This window comes from Variovorax sp. 05L425, from assembly GCF_056397705.1.
In genome coordinates this window covers 66,780-80,144 of record NZ_JBFTNY010000009.1, presented here as the reverse complement: position 1 = coordinate 80,144, position 13,365 = coordinate 66,780, and the positions used below count along the sequence as shown (strand labels likewise).

The 13,365-nt window shown below is 63.8% G+C and carries 14 protein-coding genes; 4 read left to right on the top strand and 10 right to left on the bottom strand.

The window, feature by feature from the left end; all coding sequences use genetic code 11:
• Nucleotides 1-38 precede the first annotated feature (38 nt).
• The 10 genes from AC1DN9_RS12535 to AC1DN9_RS12490 all read right to left on the bottom strand — a co-directional run bounded on the left by AC1DN9_RS12535 (nt 39) and on the right by AC1DN9_RS12490 (nt 9,253).
• Nucleotides 39-788 (bottom strand): hypothetical protein, encoded by a 750-nt coding sequence (locus AC1DN9_RS12535; RefSeq protein ID WP_478100550.1) that lies wholly within the window; start codon nt 786-788, stop codon nt 39-41.
• A gap of 112 nt (nt 789-900) precedes the next feature.
• A complete protein-coding gene (locus AC1DN9_RS12530) occupies nt 901-3,363 on the bottom strand; it encodes a VirB4 family type IV secretion/conjugal transfer ATPase (RefSeq protein ID WP_478100548.1) in 2,463 nt (820 codons plus the stop codon).
• A 2-nt stretch (nt 3,364-3,365) separates the two neighbouring features.
• On the bottom strand, nt 3,366-3,674 hold the full coding sequence (locus AC1DN9_RS12525; protein ID WP_478100547.1) for a VirB3 family type IV secretion system protein: 309 nt from the start codon (nt 3,672-3,674) through the stop codon (nt 3,366-3,368).
• Entirely contained in the window at nt 3,667-4,173 is a 507-nt protein-coding gene (locus tag AC1DN9_RS12520; RefSeq protein WP_478100545.1) for a TrbC/VirB2 family protein, read from the bottom strand. The genes AC1DN9_RS12525 and AC1DN9_RS12520 overlap by 8 nt, the downstream gene beginning before the upstream one ends.
• A 21-nt stretch (nt 4,174-4,194) precedes the next feature.
• Nucleotides 4,195-4,992, bottom strand: coding sequence for a lytic transglycosylase domain-containing protein (locus AC1DN9_RS12515; protein WP_478100543.1), 798 nt, complete (start codon nt 4,990-4,992; stop codon nt 4,195-4,197).
• 28 nt (nt 4,993-5,020) lie between these two features.
• Nucleotides 5,021-6,061, bottom strand: coding sequence for a P-type DNA transfer ATPase VirB11 (virB11, locus tag AC1DN9_RS12510; protein WP_478100541.1), 1,041 nt, complete (start codon nt 6,059-6,061; stop codon nt 5,021-5,023).
• A 27-nt stretch (nt 6,062-6,088) separates the two neighbouring features.
• Nucleotides 6,089-7,285, bottom strand: a complete 1,197-nt coding sequence (locus tag AC1DN9_RS12505) for a TrbI/VirB10 family protein (RefSeq protein ID WP_478100539.1) — start codon at nt 7,283-7,285, stop codon at nt 6,089-6,091.
• Nucleotides 7,282-8,049, bottom strand: a complete 768-nt coding sequence (locus tag AC1DN9_RS12500; RefSeq protein WP_478100537.1) for a TrbG/VirB9 family P-type conjugative transfer protein — start codon at nt 8,047-8,049, stop codon at nt 7,282-7,284. The genes AC1DN9_RS12505 and AC1DN9_RS12500 overlap by 4 nt, the downstream gene beginning before the upstream one ends.
• Nucleotides 8,046-8,894, bottom strand: coding sequence for a VirB8 family type IV secretion system protein (locus AC1DN9_RS12495; protein WP_478100535.1), 849 nt, complete (start codon nt 8,892-8,894; stop codon nt 8,046-8,048). The genes AC1DN9_RS12500 and AC1DN9_RS12495 overlap by 4 nt, the downstream gene beginning before the upstream one ends.
• Nucleotides 8,894-9,253 (bottom strand): hypothetical protein, encoded by a 360-nt coding sequence (locus AC1DN9_RS12490; protein ID WP_478100533.1) that lies wholly within the window; start codon nt 9,251-9,253, stop codon nt 8,894-8,896. Before AC1DN9_RS12490 ends, AC1DN9_RS12495 begins: the two co-directional genes overlap by 1 nt.
• A 473-nt stretch (nt 9,254-9,726) precedes the next feature.
• Between AC1DN9_RS12490 and AC1DN9_RS12485 the strand changes: the two genes are divergently transcribed.
• Genes AC1DN9_RS12485 through AC1DN9_RS12470 form a run of 4 tightly spaced genes read left to right on the top strand, consistent with a single transcriptional unit; the run spans nt 9,727 to nt 13,364 of the window.
• Nucleotides 9,727-10,008: a FeoA family protein gene (locus AC1DN9_RS12485; protein WP_478100762.1), complete on the top strand. Its 282-nt coding sequence runs from the start codon at nt 9,727-9,729 to the stop codon at nt 10,006-10,008.
• Complete coding sequence (gene feoB, locus AC1DN9_RS12480) at nt 10,001-11,899, top strand: ferrous iron transporter B (protein WP_478100531.1); 1,899 nt, start codon at nt 10,001-10,003, stop codon at nt 11,897-11,899. The genes AC1DN9_RS12485 and feoB overlap by 8 nt, the downstream gene beginning before the upstream one ends.
• Before the next feature lies 1 nt (nt 11,900).
• Entirely contained in the window at nt 11,901-12,176 is a 276-nt protein-coding gene (locus AC1DN9_RS12475; protein WP_478100529.1) for a DUF6587 family protein, read from the top strand.
• A 9-nt stretch (nt 12,177-12,185) separates the two neighbouring features.
• Entirely contained in the window at nt 12,186-13,364 is a 1,179-nt protein-coding gene (locus AC1DN9_RS12470; protein ID WP_478100528.1) for an FAD-dependent monooxygenase, read from the top strand.
• The last annotated feature ends 1 nt before the right edge of the window (nt 13,365 follow it).

Here is a 13,365-nt window from a genome sequence, read left to right as displayed (position 1 = left end):
ATGTGTTCCTGCTTTGCGTGAGATGGCGTGCGTGCGGACTACTGTTCGATGCTCAGCGTTCGCTGGCCCGGAGCGCTCTCATGCCTGGAAATGTTCAAGCCACCCTTCAGCACGACGCCGCTGACCACACTGCCCACGATCGAACCGATCGCGCCGCTGAGGTCGCCCCCGTCCACGGGAATCCCGCTGGTCGCCGCGCTGGCCTGCCTGGTGATCTGGGTGTTGAGATAGTCGATGCGTGCCTGATAGGCGTGATTGACGGATTCCATCTGCTGCCGGTCGAGCGCAATGAGGGTCTGGAGCGCCAGGATCTGATTGGTGTTGTCTTCGAGCTTGCCGAAGTCATGGGCCTCGAGGCGACCGCGCGCGTCTACCAGGTCAGTCAAGCGCTTGTTGCGCGCACCAGTGTTGTCATACATGGTCTTCATGTACATGTATTGCGCATTCCTGGTCCTGACGAGCTCGATGCAGAAAGCCTGCTGCGAAGCCGCGATCTGGTTGCATTGCTCCGCGCCTTGCTCGAGTTGCAACTGGGCCCAAGGCTGTTTCGGATCCTCGACACGCATACCGGGTGAATGTGATGCGTTGGACGTGTCAAGGTCGAAGCGCTTGTTGAGCGTGTCGAGGTTCTTGTTGATGCTCGCGTCGCCACCCTCTTGGGCGCTGCCCAACTGCTCGTTGGTGCTGGCGATCTTGCGCTCGATGTCGTCGAGCTTGCTGTTGGCGTCCTGGTCGACAACGGACCATTGCGCATGCGCAACGGATGCGGACAGCGCGGAGGCGAGCATCAGCGAGATGTGCAGATGGCGACGTCGAGCCGGCCGGTGGGTTCGGAGGGGACTGGGGAACATCGGTGTTGTGCTTGGAGGATGGGCGATAGGCAGCGTGGTCTGGCACCGTTCAGCGACCATCCGTCTGACGCGAATCCGGCCGTGTCTTGCCGCTGCCCTTGCGCCTTCCGTAGAAGGTCTGGAGCCACTGGTCAGGTCGCAGATCATTCACTGCGACCCCTTCAGCGGCGGCGCGCTCGCGCAGCACGCTGTGCATGATTTCGATGTTGTCGGTCGACGCCGAAATGACCGCCAACGCATCGTCCATGCCGCGAAGGTCGAGCTGGCACACCGACGACATGTGCCCTTGCTTGACGAGAAAGCGGCGCGAGCGTTCGTCGAGGCTCACGACGACCTGGTATTCGGATTCGGTGAGCTTCAGGCCGTCGACGTAGTCCTCGCGGCTCGCATTCGGGTTGGGCAGCAGGATCATGGTGGCCGTCTGCTCGATGAGCGAGGCGGCGATGTCGCTGGCGAGCGCGTCTTCCGGGCTTTGCGTCGCGAAAATGCCGAGGCCGTTCTGCTTGCGGATGGTCTTCTGCTTGTTCTTCGCAAACTCCTTGAGACCGCCCTCGCCGGCAAGGATCTTCCAGAATTCGTCCATCACGTAGATCAGCCGGCGGCCGTCGATCAAGGCTTCGAGCCGGTGCAGGAGGTAGTTGATGACCGGCACCCGAACTTCGGGGTTGTCGATGATGTCGGTGTAGTCGAAGCCGATGATGTTGGCGCGATCCAGATCGATGGTGTCCGCCGGGTTGTCGAACACCCAGCCCAGCGAGTTGCCCGCGGTCCACTTGCGCAGGCGAATGAAGATGCCGTCGTCGCCCATGTTGGGGAGGCTCTTCTGGAAGTTGCTCATGCTGCGCAGGTGCATGGGCGTGTCGAGCATGTTCTCGACCGCGCGAAAAATGTCTTCCTCTTCGCGCGAGCTGTAGACGGTCTTGCCGGCCAGGACCTTGATGAGGTCGGAGAGGAACTGAACGTTCGCTTCCGTGCGTTCGCAATGGAAGGGATTGAAGCCGGTGGGCATGCCGTTTTCGAGCGCGAGGTAGTTGCCCCCGCAAGCGCGAACGAAGATCTCTGCGCCACGGTCCTTGTCGAAGAAGAAGATGGTCGGCGATGGCTCGAACTTCTGCACCTGGCTGAGCAGGAAGTTGATCAGCGCCGTTTTGCCGGTGCCTGACTTGCCGATCACCATGGTGTTGGCGATGGCCTTTTCGCCCAGCGAGTTTTCGCCGGGGTGCGTGGCATGGAAGTTGAAGTAGTAGGGCTGGCCGTTGGTCGTCTGCAAGGTGGTGACGCAGTCGTCCCATGGGTTGCGATGCTTCTTGCCCTTGGCGAAGTTGTGCAGCGGCGAGAGGCCGAGGAAGTTCAGCGAGCTGACATTCGCGAGGCGGGTGCGGAACTTCCAATTGCCGGGGAACTGCGCATAGAAAGCAGCCGTGATGGCGAGGTCTTCCTTGACCGACACGAAGCCGGCATTGGAGAGCTCCGCACGCGCGGTGGCGATGTGCTGGGTCAGCGTCGCCTGGTCCGGCGCGTAGATGGCGATAGTGAAGTGGTATTCGCCGAGCACGAAGTTGCCGGATGAGAGCTGGTCCATGGCCTGGTCCATCTCGACGATCTGGCTGACGGCTTTGTCGCCGGAGGAGATCATCATGCCCTTGGTGCGCTCGAGCGCCTTGAGCGCGTCGTGCCGGCCCATGGGACTGAAGGAGTGCGTGATGACGTACTCGAAATCGAGGTACTTCAGTCCGTTGAGGATGCCTGGATAGGTGCCGCTCGGGTATTCCTTGATGTTGAGGATGGCGCCGAAGTGGTTGACGCCGGCCGGCGTGGTGAGAGCGAAGTCACCGGTCTTGGCGGAGAAGCGCTGCCGGCTGACCGCCAGATAGCGGTGGACCGGCGCCTGCAGCACCGGCACGGGCTCGTCGATGTGGTTGAGCAGGTAGCCGAAGAATTCGAGCGTCTCGGAGAACACGGTGCCGTTGGAGGTCTCGTACATGCCCAGGCGGGTAGGTGCGTAGTCCTTGAGGACGGCTTCGACGTTGCCGGCCAACTCGTGCACCTTGCTGATGGCTTGCTGCTGTTCGGATTCGAGCCTGGACAGGTCGCTCGATTTTTCGACGAGGCGTTTTCCGCCTACCACCGGGCGGTACATCATGGTGAGGTACAGCTCGTTCTGCATGAGCTTCTGCGCCGACAGCGCGCCATAGTAGGCATCGGACAGGGACTGGTTGAACGTGTGCTCGAAGCGGCTCGTGTCCGTGATGGCGCGGCGGCGGCGCAGGTCGTGAACCCAGAAGGCGACATTGACGAAATCCGGCGCGCGCAGGGTTTGCAGCATCCGGTTGAATGTGTTGTGACGGTGCTCGAGTTCCCACTCTTCGCGTCCGACGAATGGCAGGCCCTCCAGACGCCAGGTCAGGAGGAAATCGCCTCCGGTGGTCTTGATGACTGCCGGCGAGACGTGGGTGGACAGCGAGACGAACTCACCGATGGCTGTATCGGGACTGAATAGTGGTTTCGACATGGTCAGCTGTCGTCCTTGGATTGGCCTCGGTAGCTGTTGGGCGTGAAGACCCACATGCCGTCGTGCTGTTGGATGTTCCGGGCCCTGAGGCGGAACTGCAGCCGAAGCCCCAGCAGCCGGAAGATCATTTCGTCGCGTCGCGCCATCTGTCGCATGACGAAGATCACCGGCGGGGTCAACAGCAGATAGAACAGGTTGAAGTACATCGCGAGCAACATGCATCCGCCCGCGCCCATGAAAAAGGGCACGTAGGGCACGCCCAGGAACATGGGCGGGCGGGTGCAGCCGCGGAACATCGGGTTCTCAAGCATGCGAGGCCAGCAGCTGCACCGCCGAGGCCAGGTGATCCATCGTGGGCGTCCAGATGCTGGAGGTGCCGGTAGAGCAGGCGTTGCTGCCCGAGCTGCTGGAGAGGAACATCTTGGCGATCTGGCTCGCCGCGCCGATCAGGATGGCGCCGATCATGACGGGGGCGACATCGGAAATGCGCTTGTGCGCGAAGGCGATCTGGTAGCCCGAAAAGATGACCGCGATGGTGACGACCACGACCGATGCCGCATTCAGCAGGCTCAGGATGCTGCCGAGGAATCCGCAGGTGGTGGTCAGTGCTTCAGAGCCACCGACCTGGGCCGCGGCCAGGCCGGGCGCGAGGAGGGCAGCGACGAGCGTCGTGTCGAGGAGCGAGCGCAGACGGGCGCGTCGGGATGAATGGGCAAGGTTGCAGGTGACGTGTTGAGTTTGCATTTCAGGTTTTCCTCTCTGGTTGGATGAAAAGGCGGTCTGCGCCGCTTTCTGGGTGGCCGCGATCACGCAGCCGGATCGCCTGGGCCGTCAAAAGACGAACGCGCCGTCCAGGCCTCCCTTGCGCTGGCCAGTCCGGCCGGCGGGAGCTGTCGAAGTGGCTCGCGAATCGCCCGGGCCGCGCACCTGCGGCACGAAGATGTTCGATCCGCCGCCGGCGCCTGCGTTGGTCACCGGTCCAGCGGTCGTGGTGTCGGGTGCAATCGGCATGCTTGGTTCGTGGTCCATCGTCATGCTGCGCATGGCGATCCGGTCAGGTGCGCTGGTTGCGCGCGCAGTCGTGTTTCCTTTGGCGCCAATGGACGAGGAGACTGCCGAACGTGCGGCCTGTCGCAGCGGAATCGTCGCCGCCGTGGTGCCAGTGCCGGCGACCGTGCTGCCGCGGCTGATCGAGTCGTAGATCTTCTGTACGTAGCCGTGCTCGAATCCCGTCACGAAGTTGCCCGAGTAATAGCAACTGAATGCCTTCCCCCAGTGCCCGCCGGCGCTTGTGTGGCAATCGGCGAGGATGCGGGAGCCGGCCAGCAGGTTCGAGCAGGGATCGAAGGCCTTCTCGTGCGTGTCGAGCCCGTGCTTCCCGAGGTTGGCCCGGTTGACCTGGGCGATGCCGAGGGAAAAGTTGTATCCCTTGGCCTCCAGCATGCGTGCCGTTGCCACCGCTTCGTCCAGGCTCTTCGGCTGACGTGCCAGCCGTCCGCCCACAACGCCGATCGCATAGGGGTTGGCGCCCGATTCGACATCGACGACGTGGCGCATCACGGTTGCCGGAACCGCGAGGTTCGGGCAGCCCATCATTTCAATTCCAGGTAGCACAACGCGTTCTCCCATTTCTTGTTTGTTCGTTGCGGCCCGATGACTAGGCGGTGTTCGGGGGGGACATTCGACCGGGGCTGAAGTCGATGCCGGTGAGGTAGCGGCGCCCGGCGTGCGCCTTCATGTGCACCACGATGTCGATGGTCATCATCAGAAGGCGCTTGATGGTGGCGAATTCCAGTCCTGCGCCTTCGGCGGAGGCCTTGACCATCAGCGCGAGCTGGTCCCAGGTCTGGTCGGTGCTGCCGGCGTGGCAACTCGTGATGGAGCCGGGATGCCCGGAGGCGCAGTTCCGGATGAAGTAGAACGATTCGTCGCCGCGCAGCTCCGCGAGGATGATGCGATCGGGCTTCATGCGCAGACACGCTTCCATGCAACTCTTGGCCGTGACGTTGCTGGTGCTGTGGCCGCCCTTGGCGTAGAGAAGATGCACGACGTTGGGCTGGTCGATGAAAAGCTCGCGCGCATCTTCGATGGTGACCAGCCGCTCTTCCGCCGGGATGTGGCGGACCAGCGATTTCATGAAGGTCGTCTTGCCGCTGCCGGTGGCGCCGGAGACCACGATGTTCTTCTTGCTGAGAACGGCCTGCCGGAAGAAGTCGGCGTAGCGGCGCGCCGCGCGCAGTTCGAGCAGTTCGCGGTCTTGCTCGCCGATGCCGTTCCCCTCTTCGAGGATCTGATCGAAGAAGCCGTCCTCCTGGTACTGGGCCAGGGTTTTCATTTGCTTCGAGGGCAGCCGGATCGTGATCGATATGTTGCCGGCTTCGCAGGCCGGTGGAATGACGAACTGAGCGCGCTGGCCGGTGGGAAAGGTCAGCGACACGACGGGATTGGCGTCCGTGATGCGCTGGCCTGTGTTGCTTTCGTTGACGACGGCGGTGCAGAACTGCAGGGCTCGGGCGAAGGTCAGGCCAGGCGCCTCTTTCCGGTGCCAGCCATCGCGCCTTTCCAGATAGAGCTCGCCCGGTCGGTTGATGCAGATTTCGGTGACCTCCGAAGAGGTCATGTAGTCCTGGATGCCCAGTACTTCATACTGGTAGGCCAGGAATTCGTTCGAGACGGCGGCAACGGGTTCGTCAGTCATGGCGTGCAATCCGATCGTGTCGATGGTTCAGTAGCGCGCGACCACGCCGCTGAAATCCACGTCCTTGGCGACATAGACATTCACGACGGTCCCCTGATGGATGGTCACGGTGGCCGGCCGATTGGCCGCGCGTCTGACGGCTTGCGTGGCAAGGCTTTGCAGCGTCTGGGCCGTGTAGCTTTCGAAGGGCGACTGGACGACGACTCCGCCGCTGCCGACAGTCGTGCCGCTGGGGCCGTATTCGGCGGCCGCGTACTTGAATGCGTCGCTGAAGAGGCTGATCAACATGGCCGAGCCGATACGCGCCCCCCAATGCTCGTCGAGGTGGCCTGGATGGCCCGCGCCGCCGAGGCTGTCGACGCCTGGGCTGGCCATGTTCACGTCGATGCCGGTGGGCGTGACGATGCGGTCCCAGATGACGGCCACGCGAGGACCGTTCGGTTCGGTGCTGTACTTGCCGAGCACCTTGGAACCCTTGGGCAGCAGCAGGCGCTTGCCACTGAAAGAGTAGACGGGCTCGGTGACGACGCACGAAGTGAAGCCGGGGATGTCGGTAACGACGTGGGTCTCGAGCACGCAGCGGATGTAGGTTCCGCGCAGCATCAATGTGTCAGGCCGGATGAGTGGCTCGGCGCTGGATGTCTGCGCCAGTGCCTTCGCCGAATATGCGCTATTGGGCGGGATGCCCTGTTCCGAGCCTGGGCCGCCGAACGGGCCTGCAGACTGAGCCGCAGGCGAGGAGGGTGGCCGCGCGTTGTTGCTGCCCACTCCGATGGCGGCGGAACTCTCGGCCGACATCATGCGGCGCTCCATCAAGCTTGGTTGATGCGGCCCCTGTCTGGTCGTGGCCAGCTGGGTTTGCGGGGGTAGCGCCGGCAGCGGCGGTGCGAGCGCTATGGCTTCGGCCTGGCGTGTCGCGGGAAGAGGCGGCGGCAGGTGTGGCTGTGGCGCCGCAGGGACGGTGACCGTCTCTTCGAGCGGCTTTTTTTGGCCGTCCTTGCGTTGGAGCACGCTGTCGAACATCCATAGCGCAGCTGCCGCGAGCAGAACGACGATGCCCGCCAGAAAGCCCAGGGCGCGTCGGTTCATGCGACGCATCTCGCTGCTCCTCAATTCGGGCGCGGCAGCATCCAGATCGGGGGGATCGGCCTGTTGAAAGCGGTCGAAATAGGGGTTGTCGGGCGCGAAGGTGTTGTCGCTCCCCGGAGTGTCGTTCTGGCTCACTTGACGGTGTTCCTTCTGAGGCCCACGACGTTGCTGTCATGGCGAACGATCAGGTAGGGGTAGGTGCCGTGAACGACGATGGTGTTGCCCTCGACGGTGGTGTTCACCACCGAGTCTTCGCCGTGCTCGGCCTGGCGCATGTAGATCGAAGGGAAGTTCCCGGTAGGGAACTGCTTCATGTCGCTCAGCTTGATGTACGTGAATCGCCCGTCGTCGTGGACGCTCGCGGGGATCAGCCACGGCGCGCCCGTGCTGCGGGTCGCGTAGTCGTAGTCGAAGTTGTATGCGCGGCCCTTGACCAGCGAGGTGCTGAGTTCCGGCGCGCGCTCGGCCTTGACGACTTCATTCGAGAAGCTCGCATCGGACGGATAGCTGAACCTGATCTTGTACTGGACGCCAGCGGCGCGCGCGGATTCCAGCGTCGTCCAATCGGTGGCGACGACTTTCAACTCGAAGATGTAGGCGTGCGTCTCCGTGCGGATCGACATGTTCGTGTCGACGTCGACATTCTTGGGCTTCAGATAGAAGACGTTGTCGCGCCGGGTCAGCTCCCAGCCGTTGCTGAACCCAGTGCTGTAGTCGAGGACCTTTTCATTGGGGCTCAGCTCGATCTGCGTGGTGATGCCCAATCCGGCGCGTACCTGATAGATGCTGTCAGTCTGGTATTCGTAGAGCTGCACCGCCTGTGCGCTGGCGTTGTGCATGGCAATGGCCGCGACGACGCACACGACGGCGGCCAGAGAAAATCGATTCGACGGGTTCATCGGCGCTGCGCCCCGGCGCTTGCAGTTGTCGCGGGCGCTTCGGTCGCGCCCTGCTCGGCGATTGGCGGCGGCGGAACGACGAGATCGGGCGCTGACGAGACGGGAATTTCTTCGGGCGGCGCCGAGGCGTAATCCTGGTCGACGCGATAGCTTGTGACCTGGAAGCCCAGCGGATTCTCGATCCGGTGCTGTTCGTCCATCTTCAGGTTGGGCTTGTAGGTGAACTCCATCGTCGCGACCTTGCTGTCCAACGGCCGGCTGGCGCCGGTCTGCTTGTCGAAGAGACTGCGCTGGAAGCGCACCGTGGCTCCTCTCGGGGTGGCCTTGGCGCCGCCGTTGAGCAGGACGATGCTCAAGATCTTCACGCGTATCGCGCGGTCCTTGCCGTAGGTCTTGAAAGGGCTGTCCGGGTTGAGTGACGAATGCAGGCTCGTGTAGGCAGCAGCGACGCCGGGCGATGACATCGTCAGGACGGTGGTCCAGTCACGCAGGTTTGTCAGCGCCAGGTCGTACGACTCTCGCCCCAGCACGAAATGAGCGACGTTGCTGCGATTGATGGCTTCGCTGGCGGTGATCCGCTGGTTGACGACGTCATCGGTGAGGCGGGCGACGGTGCTCGTGCCCGTGTAGGCGTCGGCCATGACGAGGAACGGCACTTTTTCCTTGAGCGGCAGCATGTAGAAGCAGCCGCCCGCAAGAATCAGCGCCATGGCGATGGCGCTGATTGCCACGCCCCATGCGCGCCGCTCGCTGCGGCGCGCGATATCGGCAATGGTGAGCTCGAAATCGACGGCCTTGGCAACGGCCTCGTCGATTTTCGGAGTGGAGGAATTCTTGTTGAACATCAGCAAAGCCCGGTTTGGCAAGGATCGCCTCGGTCGTTGGGCGACACTGGACCGACGTGGGTATCGCTGGCGGGCTGCACCAGGATTTGCTTGCTATCAGCCGTGACGGAGACGCCTTGCGCCGCGTAGACGGCGGTCAGCTCGGATGCCGCCGCCTGGAGATCCGTGGTGCGGATCCGGGCGACGGGCTTGTACAGCGCGAAGTCGGAGCCCAAGCGGAAGGAGAGCTTCAGGCCGCTGTCCGTCGCCCATCGCTCGAGCATCGTCTTCAGCGTTGCATCGATGGGCGTGGCGTAGAAGGTGTAGGCCGGAGACAGTGGAATCTCAGCCGGCGTGTCCTGGAACCTGTTCACGGGCATCCAACTGCCGCCGTAGTCCTGTGCCGGAGGTGTCCCGCATGCGCCAAGTACAAAAACGACGGGCAAGGCTGCGCAGCCCCGCAGGGCGCGCGTCATCGCAGCCGCGCTCACGGCTGGATCGCTGGATGACGAGGAAGGCCGAACTGATGGAAGCCGCGAAGCGCGAAGTTCGCGGGCCCCGTCCGGGCATTGGACAGGCGTGCCAAAAACCGCTGGCCGATAGCGTTGCTATGTATCACTGAAACTCCCTGAACCGATTTTTTATCGGCGCAGTGTAGCCTTCAATGTATCTTTCAGTAACTCATCCGAGAGCTTTCGAGACGTTTCTGACAAATGAATCTGAAGGGCCTGAAAGCGCGCGTTGTTGTGCCAATTCATGAATGCTTGTGGCCTTCGCCAGCCTATTCGCCCGCTGGTCCTCGATTTCGAGAATAATTCTCATTTTGAAGATTCGGATTCCGCGGGTGACCACAATGACCGGTGCGGCCTTGGCCGCCATCAGCCTCCATCAGCTTCCCAGCCGCCAATGGGCCACCGTGCTCGACGTGCTTCGGCCCGATTCGTCGGAAGACCGCGAATTGGTCTTGCGGCTCACAGAGATCGGATTCGTCCCCGGTGAAGCGGTGTGCATCGTCGCCAATGGCGTTCCCGGTCGTGAGCCCCTGGCCGTTCGGCTGGGCCACACGACCTTTGCCTTGCGCCGTCACGAGGCATCGTTGATTCGCGTGACGCCGGGAGCAGCCGGCCATGGTTGAGGCGACCCTCACGTTCCAGCCTGGTGCCGCCGTGTCGACGAACCCGCCGGAGCGCATCGCGCTGCTGGGCAATCCCAACTGCGGCAAGACGGCGTTGTTCAACTTGCTGACGGGCAGCCGCCAGAAAGTCGCCAACTACGCGGGCGTGACCGTCGAGCGCAAGGAAGGCACTTTGCGGACGGCAGCCGGTCGCCGCGTTTTCGTGCTGGACCTGCCGGGCGCCTACAGCCTCAACGCGCTGTCCGCCGACGAGGCCGTCACGCGCGACGTCGTCACGGGCAAGAGCAAGGAGGCGCCCCCCGAGCTGCTGGTGTGCGTGACCGATGCGACCAATCTGCGTCTCAACCTGCGGCTCGTGCTCGAGGCCAAGCGCCTGGGCCTGCCGATGGTGGTGGCGCTGAACATGACCGACATGGCCAGGAAGCAGGGCATCGTGGTCGACAGCGCCGTCCTCGCTCGAGAACTCGGCGTGCCGGTGGTCGAGACGGTAGGCGTGCACAGCAACGGCGCACAGGACCTCATCGAAGCGCTTGACCTGCCGGTGGCTGCCGCGGTGCCGCGCGCCTGGCAGGCCCCGGCACTCGACGACGTGCTCGAAACCCAGCGCGAGGTGAGGCGAATCCTCTCCGTCGCCGTGCATGAGCCGGTGGGCAGCCTGGCGACCAGCGACCGCATCGATCGCGTCGTGATGCATCCGGTGTGGGGCATGCTGGTGCTGGCGCTCACGATGTTCCTGATGTTCCAGGCCGTGTTCAGCTGGGCCGAGGTGCCAATGGACGCCATCAAGGATGCGACCACCGCATTCGGCGAGTTCATCAAGCACTACGTGCCGGAAGGAATGCTCCAGAGTTTGCTGGTCGACGGCATCATCGCCGGCGTCGGCGGGGTGATCGTGTTCCTGCCGCAGATCCTGATCCTGTTCCTGTTCATCCTGGCCCTGGAAGATTCCGGCTACCTGCCGCGCGCGGCGTTCCTGCTCGACCGCTTGATGGGCACCGTCGGCCTGTCGGGCCGCTCATTCATTCCGCTTTTGTCGAGCTTCGCCTGCGCAATTCCTGGCGTGATGGCCACGCGCACCATCACCAACTGGCGCGACCGGATCACGACGATCATGATCGCGCCGCTGATGACCTGCTCGGCGCGTCTGCCGGTCTATGCGTTGCTGATTGCGGCGTTCATTCCGGCGCGCACCATCGGCGGTGTGTTCAATCTGCAGGGTGTGGTGTTGTTCGCGCTGTATCTCTTCGGCATCGTCTCCGCGATGGCCGTGGCCTGGGTCATGAAGCGCTTCCGCGACAACAAGCAGCATTCGCCACTGATGATGGAACTGCCGGCCTACCGCTGGCCCAACCTGCGAAATCTGGCGCTGGGGCTCTACGAGCGGGCATGGATCTTCATTCAGCGCGTCGGGACGATCATCCTGACGCTCACGATCCTGCTGTGGTTCCTGTCGACCTTTCCGTCGCCGCCCGAAGGCGCGACCGGCCCTGCGATTCAGTACAGCCTGGCCGGAATGATAGGCCGTGGCCTGGAGCACATCTTCGCGCCCATCGGCTTCAACTGGCAGATCTCGATCGCGCTCGTGCCGGGCATGGCGGCACGCGAGGTGGCAGTAGGCGCGCTGGGTACGGTTTATGCGCTTTCGGCCACCGGCGACGACGTTGCGGGGCAGCTGGCTCCGCTGATCGCGGGCAGTTGGTCGCTCGCGACCGCACTGTCGTTGTTGGTCTGGTATGTGTTCGCGCCACAATGCATCTCGACGCTGGCGGCCGTCAAACGCGAGACGGGTTCCTGGCGCTATGTATGGATCATGGCCGGCTACCTGTTCGGACTCGCCTACATTGCGTGCTGGATCACCTATCGGGTGGCCCTGGCGCTCACAGGAGGATGAGATGACACAACAAATCGTCGTCGCGCTGATCGTCGCACTCGCCGCGATCTATGCCGTTTGGCGCTGGATGCCCGGCAGCTGGCGCCGCGCAGCCGCGGCCAAGGTCGCCGCCGGCTCGCAGCGCGCGGGCCTTGTCGATGCTGAACGCGCGCAGCAACTGGCGGCGTCGCTTGGCAAGACCTCGGGCTGCGGTTCGTGCGAGAGCTGCGGCAGTTGCTCGACGGCGAGCGGCAAGGCGGTCGACGGAAGCAAATCGAGCGTCGCGCGCTCGCACTGAGACCGCACGATGTCTGCGCACGTCCTGATTGCAGGAGGAGGCATCGCGGGCCTCGCGAGTGCGCTCGCGCTGGGGCGCCGGCGCCATCGGATCGACCTGCTCGAGCAAGCTGTCGCCTTTGCAGAAATCGGCGCTGGCATTCAACTCGGCCCCAACGTGACGCGGCGACTGCAGGCACTCAGTGTCTCGGAAGGCCTGATGCGCATTGCCGCGAGGCCGGAAGCGCTCGTCGTTCAGAGCGCGATCGATGGCAAGGAAATCGCCCGGCTGCGGCTCGGAAATGCCATGCTGCACAACTACGCGGCGCCTTATCTCTGCGTCCATCGCGCCGATCTGCACGCGGTCCTGCTGTCGGCGGTGCGCGGGAGCGGCGCCGTCAAGCTCACCACCGGCGCTCGCGTGACGGAGGTGACTGCGCGCGGCGACACCGTCTGTGTGGCCAGTACCGACGCTCGTGTGTGGGAGGGCGATGCGCTGATTGGTGCCGACGGCCTATGGAGCACGGTGCGCCCCTGTGTGATCGAAGACGCGACACCGCCCCGTGCCACCGGTCATACGGCATGGCGCGCGATGGTCGACCAGTCGGCGTTGCCCGCCGCGCTCCGCAGCACGAGGGTCGATGTGTGGTTGGGTCCCCGGCTGCATGCGGTGGCTTATCCTGTTCGCCGAGGCGACGCGCTCAACGTCGTCGTGCTCGCCGAGGCGGCACCCGTCGGCGATGCGCGCGACTGGGATCAAGCAACCAGCCTCTCGGCGCTGCAATATGCGACCGGCCGCACCTGCGGTGAGCTTCAGGCTTTGCTCGAGTCGGTGCCTTCATGGCGAGCATGGACGCTCAATGACCGGCCACCGCTCACCAGTCCTCGTCAGATGGCCGGCGACCGCGTCGCCTTGGTCGGCGATGCGGCGCATCCCATGCTGCCCTATCTGGCGCAAGGCGCGGGCATGGCGATCGAGGACGCCGTTGCACTGGCGGAGGCACTGGACGGCGGCACCGCGGCAGAGGTGCCAGCAGCCTTCGCGCGTTACGCCAGCGCGCGTTGGGAACGCAATGCCAATGTGCAGGCGCGGGCCCGGCGCAACGGCGAGATCTTTCACGCGACCGGCCTCGTGCGCATGGGACGCGATGCGGCATTGCGTTTGTTCGGCGCCAAGCTGCTAGACGTCCCCTGGCTCTACGACGCTTGAT